Annotated in this window: 13 protein-coding genes and 1 other RNA gene; all 14 read left to right on the top strand. The window is 75.7% G+C overall.

Annotated elements, in window-relative coordinates; all coding sequences use genetic code 11:
• The 14 genes from aspS to E1B22_RS09750 all read left to right on the top strand — a co-directional run bounded on the left by aspS (position 1) and on the right by E1B22_RS09750 (position 15,014).
• Entirely contained in the window at positions 1-1,839 is a 1,839-nt protein-coding gene (gene aspS, locus E1B22_RS09815) for an aspartate--tRNA ligase (protein WP_135225505.1), read from the top strand.
• Between the two features lie 94 nt (positions 1,840-1,933).
• Positions 1,934-2,121: non-coding RNA, 6S RNA (gene ssrS, locus E1B22_RS09810), on the top strand.
• 325 nt (positions 2,122-2,446) lie between these two features.
• Complete coding sequence (gene trxA, locus E1B22_RS09805; RefSeq protein WP_135225504.1) at positions 2,447-2,776, top strand: thioredoxin; 330 nt, start codon at positions 2,447-2,449, stop codon at positions 2,774-2,776.
• 472 nt (positions 2,777-3,248) lie between these two features.
• The gene (locus E1B22_RS09800) at positions 3,249-4,289 is read left to right on the top strand and encodes a GntG family PLP-dependent aldolase (protein ID WP_135225503.1); all 1,041 of its coding nucleotides are present in this window, start codon (positions 3,249-3,251) and stop codon (positions 4,287-4,289) included.
• A 31-nt stretch (positions 4,290-4,320) separates the two neighbouring features.
• Positions 4,321-6,084, top strand: a complete 1,764-nt coding sequence (locus E1B22_RS09795; RefSeq protein ID WP_371413467.1) for an AAA family ATPase — start codon at positions 4,321-4,323, stop codon at positions 6,082-6,084.
• Positions 6,085-6,150: 66 nt separating this feature from the next.
• On the top strand, positions 6,151-6,789 hold the full coding sequence (locus tag E1B22_RS09790) for a thymidine kinase (RefSeq protein WP_135225502.1): 639 nt from the start codon (positions 6,151-6,153) through the stop codon (positions 6,787-6,789).
• A 489-nt stretch (positions 6,790-7,278) separates the two neighbouring features.
• Positions 7,279-8,019, top strand: coding sequence for a deoxyribose-phosphate aldolase (deoC, locus tag E1B22_RS09785; protein WP_243123310.1), 741 nt, complete (start codon positions 7,279-7,281; stop codon positions 8,017-8,019).
• Positions 8,020-8,203: 184 nt separating this feature from the next.
• Positions 8,204-9,979 carry a pyrimidine-nucleoside phosphorylase gene (locus E1B22_RS09780; RefSeq protein ID WP_135225501.1) on the top strand — a complete coding sequence of 592 codons (1,776 nt, stop codon included), beginning with the start codon at positions 8,204-8,206 and terminating at the stop codon, positions 9,977-9,979.
• Between the two features lie 205 nt (positions 9,980-10,184).
• Entirely contained in the window at positions 10,185-10,610 is a 426-nt protein-coding gene (locus E1B22_RS09775) for an Rrf2 family transcriptional regulator (RefSeq protein ID WP_135225500.1), read from the top strand.
• 78 nt (positions 10,611-10,688) lie between these two features.
• Complete coding sequence (locus tag E1B22_RS09770) at positions 10,689-11,858, top strand: cysteine desulfurase family protein (protein WP_135225499.1); 1,170 nt, start codon at positions 10,689-10,691, stop codon at positions 11,856-11,858.
• A 146-nt stretch (positions 11,859-12,004) separates the two neighbouring features.
• Positions 12,005-13,216, top strand: coding sequence for a tRNA 2-thiouridine(34) synthase MnmA (mnmA, locus tag E1B22_RS09765; RefSeq protein WP_243123309.1), 1,212 nt, complete (start codon positions 12,005-12,007; stop codon positions 13,214-13,216).
• Positions 13,217-13,281: 65 nt separating this feature from the next.
• Entirely contained in the window at positions 13,282-13,473 is a 192-nt protein-coding gene (locus E1B22_RS09760) for a hypothetical protein (RefSeq protein WP_135225498.1), read from the top strand.
• A gap of 4 nt (positions 13,474-13,477) precedes the next feature.
• Positions 13,478-13,690, top strand: a complete 213-nt coding sequence (locus E1B22_RS09755) for a hypothetical protein (RefSeq protein ID WP_135225497.1) — start codon at positions 13,478-13,480, stop codon at positions 13,688-13,690.
• Positions 13,680-15,014 carry an AI-2E family transporter gene (locus E1B22_RS09750; RefSeq protein ID WP_243123308.1) on the top strand — a complete coding sequence of 445 codons (1,335 nt, stop codon included), beginning with the start codon at positions 13,680-13,682 and terminating at the stop codon, positions 15,012-15,014. Before E1B22_RS09755 ends, E1B22_RS09750 begins: the two co-directional genes overlap by 11 nt.
• Positions 15,015-15,020: the final 6 nt, after the last annotated feature.

The following is a 15,020-nucleotide window of genomic DNA, read 5'->3' as shown; positions in this document are numbered from 1 at the left end:
ATGGCGGAGCCAACCCGGGCCGGAGGGGCGCCGGCGCCGAGCCTGCGCCCGTGGCGCCAGGGCGCCACGGGGCGTGACCTGGGCTGCGGCGAGGTCCGGCCGGAGCACGTGGGCCGCACCCTGGCGGTGGCGGGGTGGGTCCACCGGGTGCGGGACCTGGGCGGCATGAAGTTCGTCGAGATCCGGGACCGCACCGGTCGGCTCCAGCTGGTGATCAATCGGGCCGAGGCGCCCGAGGCGGTGGTGCGCGCCGCCGAGGCGCTGCGCGCCGAGTTCGTCGTCGCCGCGCGCGGTCCCGTGCGCCGACGGGCGCCGGAGGCGGTGAACCCGCGTCTGGCCACGGGGGAGGTCGAACTGGTGCCGGAAGAGCTCCGGATCCTGGCCCCGAGCAAGACGCCCCCCTTCGCGCTGGACGCGGCCGGCGACGTGGACGAGACCCTGCGCCTGCGCTATCGCTACCTGGACCTGCGCCGACCGGAGATGTTCCACAACCTCTGGGTCCGCCACCGGGCCTACCAGGTGGTGCGGCGGTACTTCGACCGGCTGGGCTTCCTCGAGGTGGAGACGCCGATGCTCACCCGCAGCACGCCCGAGGGGGCCCGGGACTACCTGGTGCCCAGCCGGCTGTACCCCGGCCGCTTCTACGCCCTGCCCCAGTCCCCCCAGCTCTTCAAGCAGCTCTTGATGGTGGGCGGGATCGAGCGCTACTTCCAGATCGTGCGCTGCTTCCGCGACGAGGACCTGCGGGCCGACCGCCAGCCGGAGTTCACCCAGATCGACGTGGAGATGAGCTTCGTCGACGTGGACGACGTGCTGGCCGTGGCGGAGGGCATGATGGCCGAGCTGTGGCGGGAGCTGCTGGGTGTGGACGTGCCGCTGCCCCTGCCGCGACTGTCCTACGCGGAGGCCATGGACCGGTACGGCACGGACAAGCCCGACCTGCGCTACGAACCCGCCATTGCCGACGTCAGCGACGTCTTCGCCGAAACCGGGTTCCGCGCCTTTCGGGCGGTCCTCGACGCCGGCGGCGCGGTGCGGGCCCTGCGGGCGCCGGGCGGTGCGACGCTGTCGCGGCGGGAGCTGGACGGGCTGGACGAGGCCGCCCGGGCGGCCGGGGCCGCGGGGGTGGCGTGGGTCGCGGTGCCCCAGGCCGATCCTGCCAGCTGGCGCGGGCCGGTGGTGAAGTTCTTCACGTCGGAGGAGCGGACGGCCCTGGCCGAGCGGCTGGGCGTCCGGGCGGGCGACCTGCTGCTGCTGTGCGCCGATCAGCCGGAGCGCGCGTCGGTGGCGCTGGGCAGGCTGCGCCTCGACCTGGCCGAGCGCCTCGGCTGGCCCCGGCGCCGACCGTGGGCGATGGCGTGGGTGGTCGACTTCCCGCTGCTGGAGTGGGACGAGGACGAGGGACGCTACGTGGCGCGCCACCATCCCTTCACCGCGCCCCGGGACGACGACCTGGATCGTCTGGAGACGGACCCGGCGGCGGTGCGGGCCAAGGCCTACGACCTGGTGGTCAACGGCGTCGAGGTCGGCGGCGGCAGCATCCGCATCCACCGGCGGGACGTCCAGGAACGGGTGTTCCGTGCCATCGCCCTGCCGCCGGAGAAGGCCCGCGAGCGGTTCGGCTTCCTCCTGGAGGCCTTCGAGTACGGCCCGCCTCCCCACGGCGGCATCGCCTTCGGCTTCGACCGCCTGATCATGCTGGCGGTCGGCACGTCCAACATCCGCGACGTGATCGCCTTTCCCAAGACGGCGCGCGCCGTCGACCCGCTGACGGGCGCCCCGGCCGAGGTCGACCCCGGGCAGCTGGCAGAGCTGCATCTGCGGGTCCAGGCGCGGTAACGCCGGCGCGTCCCGGTGGAAACCCCCGGTCGGGCGGCGTTGAAGGCCGCCGCCGGGCCATGCTAGGATGGAGTCGGTCCGAGCGGAGCCGCATGGCACCCTGCGGTGCGCGTGGCGTGCCGAAGGTCTTGATCCAACACCGAGAGCAAGGGAGCCCGGCTCTCCGCGGCCTGCGTCCATGCCCCCACGGTCAGGGGACGGGCAAGACGGTCGTGGGAGGGCACCCACCTGTGGGGGAAGGGGTTCAAAGACTCTCGCCGCCACGGCACACGCGGGGTGTCGTGTTTTTGTTTGCCCGGAGGGTTCCCCGGCCGGCTCGGGGGTCGGCGGCTTGTTGGGCGGCCGGCCGGGGGTGGTTTATGATGGAGGCGTACCCCGCGGTTGGGGACGCGCCGGGCCCCGCCGGATGGGGCGGACCGGGCCCCGGGCCGCGGGACGGTGGGCCGCGGGGCGCGGCGAGCCGGGTCCCTGGCCCGGCGCGGCGCCGCCGAGGGCCCGCCTGCGGGGGCGACGTCCCCGCGCGGCCGGACGGACCTGGCCGGCCGGTGGCGGGGGTGCCGCCAAGCCGGCGTGCCCCAGCCGAACCGAGGACAAGGGAGGCGTGGCCATGGCAGCGGGAGTCGTGGAGCTCACCGCCGACCGCTTCGATGCCGAGGTGCTGCAGTCGGACAAGCCGGTGCTGGTGGACTTCTGGGCCCCGTGGTGCGGTCCGTGCCGGATGATCGCGCCCATCGTCGAGGAGATCGCCCAGGAGTACGCCGACCGGCTGAAGGTGACCAAGCTGAACGTGGACGATCACGGCGCCATCGCGGGCCGCTACGGGGTGATGTCCATCCCGACCCTGATCGTCTTCAAGGGCGGGGAGCCCGTGGTCCGCATCGTCGGCTTCCGGCCCAAGGAGGAGCTGGAGCAGGAGATCCGGAAGGCCATCGGCTGAGGCGAGGGGAGGGGGCGGGGCTGCGGCCGGTGGGCCGCAGCCCCGCCCCCTCTAGGGATGCGGCGTTGCATCCGTGGGGGCCGCGGAGGAGGGAGCGCCCGTGGGACCGGAGGAGGTCGGGGCGGTCGGGGCGCCGCCGGCGGGCGGAGGCCGCAAGGCGGCCGCGGGCGACCCCGCGCCGGAGGGGGGTGCGGGCGGGAGGGCAGCCCACGGCAGCCGCGCCCGCGCCCCGGGGGGCTCGGCGGGGCGGCTGCTGGCGCCGACCGCCACCCCGCCGCCGCGCCCGTCCCGGCCTGCCCCGCCTGCGGTGCGGACCTCCGGCGGCGGCCGTGGGGGTGGATCTGTCCCCGCTGCGGCTTTCACCCGACGTGAGGGGACGACTGTTGACCGCCCGGGAGGCGGTCCCGATCCATCGCCCCGGTTCGATCGAGGGGGCGCAGGAGCAGCGGACGGCGAGGAGGCGACGCGCTCCGTGGCGGACGTCATCGACTTTCGCAGCGACACCGTGACCCAGCCCACGCCCGCCATGCGCCGCGCCATGGCCGCGGCGGAGGTCGGCGACGACGTCTACGGCGAGGATCCCACGGTGCGGCGGCTCGAGGAGGTGGCCGCCGAGCGGCTGGGCAAGGAGGCGGGCCTGTTCTTCCCCAGCGGGACCATGGCCAACCAGGCGGCGGTGCTCGCCCACACGCGGCGGGGCGACGAGGTCCTGCTGGAGGAGGAGTCCCACATCTACTACTACGAGGTGGGGGGCGTCGCCCTCTGGGCCGCGTGTCAGGTGCGGCCGCTGCCCTCGCGGCGCGGGGTGCTGGACCCCGCGGTGGTGGAGGCGGCGATCCGGCCGGCCAACATCCACTTCCCCCCGCCGCGGCTGCTGTGCCTGGAGAACACCCACAACCGGTGGGGCGGCACGGTGATGACCGCCGAGCAGACGGCCGCGCTGGCGGAGGTGGCCCACCGGCACGGCCTCAAGGTCCACCTGGACGGGGCTCGCATCTTCAACGCCGCGGTGGCCCTGGGCATCCCGGCCGACCGCCTGGCCGCGCCGGCCGACTCGGTGATGTTCAGCCTCTCCAAGGGGCTGGGCTGCCCGGTGGGTTCGCTGCTGGTCGGGGACCGGGACTTCATCGCCGAGGCCCGGCGCTATCGCAAGGCCCTGGGCGGCGGCATGCGCCAGGCCGGGATCCTGGCGGCGGCCGGCCTGGTGGCGCTGGACGAGATGATCGACCGGCTCGCCGACGACCACGCCCTGGCCCGCCGCCTGGCCGAGGGGCTGGCGAACCTGCCCGGCGTGCACGTGGACCTGGAGGCGGTGCAGACCAACATCGTGATGGCCGACGTCGCGGCCACCGGACGGACGGCCTACGAGCTGGCGGGAGCCCTGGCCGCGGCCGGGGTCAAGGTGAACGCCGTCGACGCCCGGCGCCTGCGCTGGGTGACCCACAAGGACGTGGGACCGGCGGATGCGGACCGGGCGCTGGCGATCTTCCACCGCATCCTGACCGAGGGCTGAGCGGGCCCGGAAGAGGGGGAGCCCGACCACCTTGGCGCGCAGGAAGCATCCCGGCGGATCGGCGCACCCGGAGACCCCACGCGACGACCTGTTCACCCGCGCGGCGGAGGAGCGGGCCCGCCGCCAGGCGCCCCTGGCGGAGCGCATGCGTCCGCGCACCCTGGACGAGTTCGTCGGCCAGGAGCACCTGGTGGGTCCGGGACGCCTGCTGCGGCGCGCCATCGAGGCCGACCGCCTGGGCTCCATCATCCTGTGGGGACCGCCGGGATCGGGCAAGACCACCCTGGCGCGGATCATCGCCCGCACCACCCGCGCCCACTTCGAGCCGCTCAACGCCGTGACGGCGGGTGTGGCCGACCTGCGCCGGGTGATCGAGGAGGCCCGGGAGCGCCAGGCCGTGGAGGGTCGGTCCACGGTCCTGTTCGTGGACGAGGTGCACCGCTGGAACCGCGCCCAGCAGGACGCCCTGCTGCCCCACCTGGAGAGCGGTCTGGTGTCCCTGATCGGCGCCACCACGGAGAACCCGTACTTCGCCTGCGTGCCGCCCCTGGTCTCGCGGGCGCGGATCTTCCGCCTCGAGCCCCTCTCCGACGACCACGTCCGGCGGCTGCTGCGGCGGGCCCTGGAGGACCGGGAGCGCGGCCTCGGCATGTACCGCGTCGAGGTGGAACCCGCCGCCCTGGAGCACCTGGTGCGGGTGGCGGGCGGCGACGCCCGGACGGCCCTGAACGCCCTGGAGCTGGCCGTGCTGACCACCCCGCCCGATGCCGACGGCGTCCGCCGCATCACCCTGTCCGTGGCCGAGGAGTCCATCCAGCGGCGCGCCCTGGCCTACGACCCCACCGGCGACGAGCACTACGACCACATGTCCGCCTTGATCAAGAGCATCCGCGGCTCGGACCCCGACGCCGCCGTCTACTGGCTGGCGCGGATGCTCTACGCCGGCGAGGACCCGCGCACCATCGTCCGCCGGCTGCTGGTCCACGCGGCGGAGGACGTGGGGCTGGCCGACCCGCGGGCGCTGCAGGTGGCGGCGGCGGCTGCCACCGCCGTCGAGCAGGTCGGCATGCCCGAGGCCCGCATCCCCCTGGCGGAGGCCGTGCTCTACTTGGCCACCGCGCCCAAGAGCAACGCCGTGATCAAGGCCATCGACGCCGCCTGGAAGGCGGTGGAGGAGCAGGCGATCCGCGGGGTGCCCCGCCACCTGCGGGATGCCCACTACCGGGGGGCGCGGACCCTGGGTCACGGGCAGGGCTACCGGTATCCCCACGACTATCCCGGCCACTTCGTGCGCCAGCAGTACCTCCCCGACGAGCTCCTGGGGGCCCGCTTCTACGAGCCCAGCGACCAGGGCTACGAGGGACGGCTGGCCGCCGTGATCGAGGCGCGCCGGGGACCGACCGGCCGGTTCCCCGCGGCGCGCGATCCAGCCCGCGGGGGACGTACGGCCGCGCCGGAGGAACCCGGCCCCGCCGACGGCCCGTCGGCGGCCGTCGCACCCCCGTCCGGCGACCGCCGCCGGGACCGCGGGCCCAGCCGGGGGGCGGGTGCCGGCGACCCGGAGGCGCCGTCCGCGGCCGGCGGCGCGGAGACGTCCTCCCGGGGTGGCGACGCAAGGCCGTCCGGGACCGGCGAGGCGGTGGCGTTCGGGGCTGCCGGGGCCGAGGTGCCCGGAACCGGCGGGGCGGAGGCGGCCGGCGGCCGCGACGCCGCGGCGCCGCCCGCCACCGGCGCCGCGGGAACCCTGCCCGCGGCTCGCGACGCAGGAACGGCGTCGGCGGCTCGCGAAGAGTAGGCCCGAGCCTCCGCGCCGCCCGCCGCGCGCCGGCGCGGCGGGCGGCGCGGGGCAGCGGAGGACGCCATGGCTGGTTACCTCGAAGTGATCACCGGCGGCATGTTCTCCGGCAAGACGGAGGAGCTCCTGCGCCGGGTGCGGCGGGCCCGCATCGCCCGGCGGCGGGTGCTGCTCTGCAAGCCGGATCTCGACCACCGCTACCGGCGGGACGCCGTGGCCTCCCACGACGGTCGCGACCTGGAGGCGCACGTGGTACCCGCGCACCGGCCGGAAGAGGTGCTGAGACTGGCCCGGGCCGCGGCGGTCGACGTGGTCGCCGTCGACGAGGCCCAGTTCTTCGCGCCAGGGATCGTCCCGACGGTGCTGGAGCTGGTGGAGGCGGGGTTGCGGGTCATCGTCTCCGGCCTGGACATGGACTTCGCCCGCCGCCCCTTCGGCCCCATGCCCGAGCTGATGGCCCTGGCCGACGAGGTGGTCAAGCTCAAGGCCATCTGCGTGGTCTGCGGCGAACCGGCCACCTTCACCCAGCGGCTGATCGGCGGCCGGCCCGCCGCCCCTGACGACCCGGTGATCCTGATCGGCGGGAAGGAGACGTACGAGCCCCGCTGCCGCCGCCATCACCAGCTGGCGCCGGTCCAGGGGTCGACCGGTCATTCCGTCGACCCGGATCCGATCTCGGGGCGTCCGTCGCCGGCCAAGGCGTGAGGCGCGGCCCGGGCCGGCCCGTCGCGGCAGGGGGCGCCAAGCCGGTCCTGGGGTGCCGCAGGCCGGGGGGCCGGGACTCCGGCCGCGCGGGGCTGGTGCAAGCGGCGCCGCGCCACGTCGCCGCGGTCGAGCCGCCGGCGCTCTTGGGGGCTCCAGCGGGTGCTCTCGGAGACTCCATCAGGGCGGGGCCAGCGTCCGCCGCACCGGCCCGACCGGTGCGGCGACCTCCGCTCCGGGCCCAAGGGGAGGGCGGGGGTGCCCGAGCCGCGGGGACGCCCGTGGGGACGCCCTCGCTGGGTCCCGCGCTGGGGGACGAACCGGGGAGGCCAGCCGGGGCGCGATCCGCCCGGCGATGGCGCCTGGCGCGACCCGGGGTCGCTGGGCGTCCGTGGCGAATCGGCGGGCCGCCGCGACCCCGCGGCGGTGCCCGTCGCAGCCCCGGCCGCCGGCGCGCCCGCTCGCCCAAGGACCCAAGGAGGGGGACCGCCGATGACCGGTGCTTCCCGGAACCCTTCGCCCGTGCCGGACCCTGCGCCCGTCCCCGCCCGCCCCGCCCCGAGCCGGCGGCAGCTGGCGGCGATCATCGACCACACGCTGCTGAAGCCGGAGGCGACCCCCGAGCAGATCGAGCGGCTCTGTCGCGAGGCGGTGGAACACGGCTTCGCCGCCGTCTGCGTCAACCCGGTCTACGTGCCCCTGGCCGCGGAGCTCCTGGCGGACGCGGACCCCGTGGTCTGCACGGTGATCGACTTCCCCCTGGGCGCCGGCGCCGCGGCGGACAAGGCGCGCCAGGCCGAGGCGGCCCTGGCCGCGGGGGCGCGCGAGCTCGACGTGGTCCAGCCCATCGGCCTGCTCAAGGCGGGCCGCCACCGCGAGGTGGTCGACCACCTGCACGGGGTGGTGGCCGCAGCGCGGGCAGCTGGCGCGCTGGTCAAGGTGATCCTCGAGACGGGGCTCCTCACCCCGGAGGAGATCGACCTCGCCTGCCGGCTGGCGGTGGAGGCCGGGGCCCAGTTCGTCAAGACCGCCACGGGCTTCGGGCCCGGCGGCGCCAGCGAGGAGGCGGTGCGCCGCATGCGGGCGGCCGTGGGGCCCGACGTGGGCGTCAAGGCGGCGGGCGGCATCCGCGACTACGCCACCGCCTGCCGCATGGTGGCGGCGGGGGCCAACCGCATCGGGGCCAGCGCCAGCCTGGCCATCCTGGCCGGGGCGCCGGACGAACCGGCCTGAGCCCCGCCGCAGCCAGGCGGCGGCGGTGGGCCGTGGGGCTGCCGGCGCCGCCGTCGGCCGTGGGGTTGCCGCCGGCCGGCGGCCGCGGGGAGGGGCGCCCCCGGCGGGCGCCATGGGGCGGACCGGCGCGGCCGGTGCCCGGCGGCCGGCCCGCGGGGCCCCGGACGGCGAGGAGGCGGACCGCGTGCGGGCGTACGACCTGATCCAGAAGAAGCGGGACGGCGGCGTCCTGACCCGCGAGGAGATCGAGTGGTGGGTCGAGGGCGTCGCCCGGCGCACCATCCCCGACGAGCAGGTGGCGGCCTGGGCCATGGCCGTGTTCTTCCGCGGCATGGACGCCCGCGAGACGGCGGACCTCACCCGGGCCATGGCCTTCTCGGGCGAGACGGTGGACCTGGGCGACATCCCGGGCATCAAGGTCGACAAGCACAGCACCGGCGGCGTGGGCGACACGACCACCCTGGTGGTGGCGCCCCTGGTGGCGGCCGCCGGCGTCCCCGTCGCCAAGCTCTCCGGTCGCGGCCTCGGGCACACCGGGGGAACCCTGGACAAGCTGGAGTCCTTCCCCGGGTTCCGCGTCGAGCTGGGCCGCGACGAGTTCATCCGCCAGGTGCGATCCATCGGGATCGCCGTCGCCGGCCAGACCGCGGACCTGGTCCCTGCGGACAAGCGCCTCTACGCCCTGCGGGACGTCACGGCCACCGTGGACAGCATCCCGCTGATCGCCGCCAGCATCATGTCGAAGAAGATCGCCGGCGGCGCGGACGCCATCGTCCTCGACGTCAAGGTCGGCTCGGGCGCCCTGATGCGGACCCTGGACCGGGCGCTGGAGCTGGCCCATCTCATGGTCCGCATCGGCCGGCAGCTGGGGCGGCGGGTGGTGGCGCTGGTGACGGACATGAACCAGCCCCTGGGGCGCGCCGTGGGCAACGCCCTCGAGGTGCGGGAGGCCATCGCCACCCTCCAGGGCCGCGGGCCCGCCGCGCTGACCGAGCTGTGCCTCACCCTGGGCGGGTACATGGTGTGGCTGGGGGGCAAGGCGCCCGATCCCGACGCCGGCCGCCGGCTGGTGGCCCAGCGCCTCGAGGCCGGGGACGGGCTGGCCATGTTGCGGCGACTGGTCGCCGCCCAGGGCGGCGACCCCCGTGCCGTCGACGACCCGGAACGCCTGCCGCGGGCGCGTCACCGGGAGGCCTTCGCGGCGCCGCGGGCGGGCTACCTGACGGCCATGGACGCCGCGGCGGTGGGCGCCGCGGCCATGGTGCTGGGCGCTGGCCGGGCCCGCAAGGACGATCCCATCGACCCGGCGGTGGGGCTGGTGATGTGCAAGCGCCTGGGCGACCGGGTGGAGGCGGGGGAGCCGCTCGTGGAGCTGCACGTCAACGACCGGGCGCGGCTGCCGGCGGCGCTGGAACGGCTGCAGGCCGCCTTCACCCTGGCGGACGAACCGGCGTCGCCGCCGCCGCTGATCCACGCCGTGGTCGGTGTGGAGGGCACGGGCGCGGCGGGATCGGTGACCGGCGCGGCGAGCACCGCTTCCGTGGCGCCCGCCGCCACCCCAGCCGGACCGGCTCCGCTCCCGGCGGGCTGGGGGCATCTGGTGGAGTTGGCGCGGGCCGCGCGGGAGACGGCCCTCGCGCCCTTCTCCCGGTACCGGGTGGGGGCGGCGCTGGAGGCCGCCGACGGCCGGGTCTTCACCGGCGGGAACGTCGAGAGCGCCAGCTTCGGGCTCACCATGTGCGCCGAGCGGGTGGCGCTGTTCAAGGCCCTCTCCGAGGGCCAGCGCCGCTTCACGCGGCTCGTGGTGGCCGCCGACGGGCCGGAGCGGCCCTTCCCGTGCGGCGCGTGCCGCCAGCTCCTCTTCGAGTACGCCCCGGCGCTGGAGGTGTGGGTGGACGGCGAACCCGCGCCGCTCCCCATCACGGCGCTGCTGCCGCGCGGGTTCCGCCTGGAGCGCTGAGGGCGGCGTCCGCGCCGCGGGCCCGGGGGCGGCCGCCGGGTACTGGCGGCCGTTGCTTTGACACCGTGCGGGCGCCGTGGTAGCATGGCGTCGGAATTCCCAGTAGGCCAGTGGGAATTGGAACGCCCGGCCGGACGAACCGGCCGGGCTCGTCCTGTCCCTGATGGCGGTCGCCGCCGACGGCGGCGTTCGGTGAGGGTGGGCCATGCAACTGTCGACACGGGGTCGCTACGGCGTGCGCGCGATGTACGAACTGGCGCGCCGGTACGGCCAGGGTCCCGTCCCCCTGCGCGAGGTGGCCGAGGCGCAGCAGCTGCCGGAGAACTACCTCGAACAGCTGATGGCGCCCCTGCGCAAGGGCGGCCTGGTCCAGAGCGTGCGCGGCGCGCAGGGGGGCTACGTGCTGGCCCGGGAGCCGCAGAAGATCACGGTGGCGGACGTCGTCCGCCTGCTGGACGGGCCCATCGGCCCGGAGACGGACCGCGAGGCCACGGGCAGCCCGTCGGTGGCCGACCCGGTCTGGGAGGCGGTGCGGGAGGCCATCACCCGGGTGCTGGAGGGCACGACCTTGGAGGATCTGGTGCGCCAGGCGGAGGAGCGCAGCCGCGGCGGATACATGTTCTACATCTGATGATCGGCTGAGCGGCATCGGAACGGCTGATCGGCGTCGGATCGGCGGGAACCCGACGGCGGGAAGGAGGTGGTGGCGATGGCGGGACGCGTCTACCTGGACCACGCGGCGACCACCCCGCTGCGGCCCGAGGTCCGGCAGCGCATGGTCGAGGTGCTGGGCGAGGCGTGGGGCAACCCCTCCAGCCTCCACGCCGAGGGGCGCGCCGCGCGCGCCGTGGTCGACCAGGCCCGCATCCAGGTGGCCGAGCTCTTGGGCTGCCGACCGCGGGAGGTGGTCTTCACCTCGGGCGGGACCGAGGCCGACAACCTGGCCCTGAAGGGGGTCGCCCTGGCCCACCGGGACCGCGGGCGCCACATCGTCACCACCGCCGTGGAGCACCCCGCGGTGCTCGAGGCGTGCGCCGCCCTGGAACGGCAAGGCTTCGAGGTGACCCGCGTGCCGGTCGACGGCGACGGCCGCGTCGACCCTGAGCGGGTGCTGGCGGCGCTGCGGCCCGACACCATCCTGGTCTCGGTGATGCTGGTCAACAACGAGGTGGGCACGATCCAGCCGGTCGCCGAGATCGCGGCCGCGGCGCGGGCGCGCGGCGTGCTGGTCCACACCGACGCGGTGCAGGCGGCAGGCGTGCTGCCCCTGGACGTCGAGGCGCTGGGCGTCGACCTGCTAAGCCTGTCGGCCCACAAGATCGGCGGGCCCAAGGGGGCGGGGGCCCTGTACGTCCGCGCGGGGACGCAGCTGTTGCCCCTCCTCGACGGCGGCGGTCAGGAGCGCCGCCTGCGGTCGGGGACGGAGAACACGGCGGCCATCGCGGGCTTCGGGGTGGCGGCCGAGCTGGCCGCCAGGGAGTGCAGGGATCGGGCCGCGCGCCTGGCGCGCCTGCAGCGGCGTCTGGAGGAGGGCATCCGGGCCCGCATCCCCGACGCCCGCATCCACGGGGCGGGTGCACCGCGGGCGCCCCACATCACCAACGTGGGCCTGCCGGGCGTGACGGCGGACACCGTGTTGATCCAGCTGGACCTGGAGGGCATCGCCGCGTCCAGCGGCTCGGCCTGCAGCGCGGGGACGCCCGAGCCGTCCCACGTGCTCCAGGCCATGGGTCTCTCCGCGGACGAAGCCTTCCGAGCGGTCCGCTTCTCCCTCGGCGACGGCAACACCGAGGCGGACGTCGACCGGGTGCTGGAGGTCCTGCCCCGGGTGATGGAACGGGCCCGGCGAGCCCAGGCGTTGGGGCTGGCCGGCGCCTGAGGCTGGCATCGGCCGGGCCGGCGTCGGTGGTGCGCCCGCCGTGGTGCCCATGGGCGGGTCGCCGATGTTGCGTTGCGCCCGGGGTGATGCCCACGGGCGGGGCCGAGGAGGACCAGGTCCCGGCGGGTCGGAAAGGAGGTGGCGATGTGGCCAGGGGCGGCAAGGGCCGGGTCCTGGCGGCCATGAGCGGCGGGGTGGACAGCTCCGTCATGGCCGCCCTGCTTCGGGATGAAGGCTACGAGGTCATCGGGGTGACCATGCAGACGTGGCCCGCCATGGCCGCCGAGGACGAGGCGCGCTACGGCGGCTGCTGCTCCCTCGGCGCCATCGAGGATGCGAGGCGGGTCGCGGAGCGGCTCGGCATCCCGTACTACGTGATGAACCTGCGCCAGGACTTCGAGCAGAAGGTGATCGACTACTTCGTCGAGGAGTACGTGCGGGGGCGCACGCCGAACCCCTGCATCGCCTGCAACCGCTACATCAAGTTCGACGAGTTCCTCCGGCGGGCCGAGGCCCTGGGGTGCGACTACGTCGCCACCGGTCACTACGCCATCGTGGAGTACGACGAGGCGGTGGGCCGGTTCGTCCTGCGCAAGTCGGCCGACCGCCGCAAGGATCAGACGTACGTGCTGTACACCTTCACCCAGGAGCAGCTGGCGCGGACCCTCCTGCCCATCGGGCGCTTCACGAAGAGCGACGTCCGTCGCCTGGCCGAGGCGTACGGCCTGGTCACGGCGCGCAAGCCGGAGAGCCAGGAGATCTGCTTCGTCCAGGACGGCGACCACCGCCGGTTCCTGGAGGAACGGGCGGGGGACCGCATCCGGCCCGGCCCGATCTACGACACGCGGGGCCGCCGCATCGGCACCCACCGCGGCCTGGCGTACTACACCGTGGGGCAGCGGCGCGGCCTGGGCATCCGCAGCGATCGCCCGATGTACGTGGTGCGCATCCTGCCGGAGAAGAACGCCCTCATCGTCGGGCCGGACACGGCCACCTACGCCCGCGGGCTGCGGGCGGTGGACGTCAACTGGGTGTCCTGGCCCGGGCTGGACGGGGAGGCGCGCGTCACCGCCAAGGTGCGCTACAAGTCGCCCGAGGCCCCGGCGGTGGTGCGACCGGCGGCCGGCCGCGCGGACGCGGTGGAGGTCTGGTTCGACGAGCCGCAGCGGGCGATCACCCCGGGCCAGGCGGTGGTCCTCTACGACGGGGACCGCGTGGCCGGTGGCGGCGTGATCGCCGAGGTGCTGGATCCCGTGGCCCCGGAGGACCTGGTCGACGACCCCGAGGCGGGGCCGAGGCTCCCCCAAGGGGACGGGGGCGACGCGGCGGTCGCCGTGGGTGCCGGCGCCGGTGGCTGATGGCCCCCGCATGGAGCTGGGCCCGCCCGCGCAGATTAAGGGCGACCTCGAGGAGGGACGGGTCCATGCGCTGTCCGGTTTGCGGGGGCAATGCCACGGGCCGCATCGGCCAGAACGAGTGGTATTGTTGGGACTGCTGCATCGAGTTCCAGGAGTTGGGTCCGGGCCAGGTCGACTGCTTCCTGCTGGATTCCGAGGGCAACCGCGTGCGGCTGGCGGCCGACGCCGAGGCTGCGTCCGCCCCGGTGGAGGGGTGACGCCATGGGCCGCCGCTTCTGGGTCGGCGTGGTGCTCGGCGGTTTGGCCGTGGCGGCCCTGGAAAGGGCGGGCCTGCGCCCCGGCCGCTGGCTGACCTGGGCGGGCCGACGGGGTCGGCACTGGGTGGTCCACGAGGGGCCGCGGCGAGCCCGGCAGCTGATGGGCTGGATGCGGCCCCGGGTCCGAGGGTGGCTGGGACGCCGGGGTGCGCGGTGACCGGCGCATGGGTGCCGTCCCCTGGCGCGGCGTCGCGCGGGCCCTGGCCGCGGCCGCGGCGGTGCTGGTCCTCCTGCACCTGTTGCGGGGCACCTGGCCGCCCTTCGTCCTGGCCCTGGTCCTGACCTACCTCCTGGCACCGGCGGTCGACTTCCTGGAGGCCTACGGGCTCCGCCGGACGAGCGCCATCCTCTTGCTGTACCTCCTGATCACCCTGGCGACCGCGGTGGCGGTGGTCTACCTGATCCCCGGCTTCCTGGACGAGCTGAACCGCCTGGGCCGCCAGCTGCCCGACTACGCCCGCCAGCTGCGCGCGCTGGTGGAGGGCGTGCGCCAGGATGCCGCCCGGGCCACCCTGCCGGCTACCGTGCGGCAGGCGCTCCTGGCCCAGATCGACCGCGGCGAGGCGTGGGTGACCGCCCGCCTGGAGGGCTGGACCGAGGGCCTCGTCCAGGGTCTCCTGGGCGCGGCGCCCCTGCTGCTGGCGCCCGTGCTGGCGTTCTACCTGCTGGCCGATCTCCCCCGGTTGCGCGGGTGGGCGCAGGAACGCCTCGGTCGCGGTCGTCGCCGCCGCTGGCTCGAGCTGTTGCGGGCCGTGGACCACGTGATCGGCGGGTTCATCCGCGGCCAGCTGCTGGTGGCTGGCTTCGTCGGGCTGATGGTCGCGGTGGCGGCCGCCCTCTTCGGCCTGCGCTTCGCGGCGGTCCTGGGCGTGCTGGCGGCGCTGGCCGACCTGATCCCGTACTTCGGTCCCATCGTGGGCGCCCTTCCGGTGCTGGCCATGGCGGCGCTGGAGTCGCCGGCCACGGTGATCCGGGTCGCCGTGGCCCTGGTGGTGATCCAGTGGGTCGAGAACAGCCTCTTGGCGCCGCGCATCCTGGGGCGCCGGGTGGGCGTCCACCCCGTGGTGGTGATCGCGGCGCTGCTGGTGGCGGGCCACCACTTCGGACTGCCCGGGCTGCTCTTCGCCGTGCCCGTGGCCGGTCTGGTCCATGTCCTGTTGGCGTGGGCGTGGCCCGAGGGATTCGGTGGTCTCGAACGGGTGGTGGGGCCCGGTCCCGGCCGCCGCCTCGGCCCAGGGCGCGCGGCGACCGGCGGGGACCGCACCGTGGGCACGCTACCCAGGGGGCGACGGCCAGGGGGGGACGGGCCCCCGGCCGCCCGCCCCGCGGCGGTCCCGGCGGGGCCCGGCGCGACGACCGGGCGCCCGGGGGCTGCGCCCCCAGCGGCCAGGACCGTCACCGGGGTCGGCGTACGGGGCACCGGCGGAAGGTCCCCGCAGGACGACCCCGTCGGCGCCGCCCGGCGGGCGCCCACCCGGTAGGCGACG

Origin of the sequence: Thermaerobacter sp. FW80 (assembly GCF_004634385.1) — a bacterium.
Classification (GTDB): domain Bacteria; phylum Bacillota; class Sulfobacillia; order Thermaerobacterales; family Thermaerobacteraceae; genus Thermaerobacter; species Thermaerobacter composti.
Note: the sequence above shows the minus strand (reverse complement) of the source record. Positions and strands in the feature narration are given on the sequence as shown.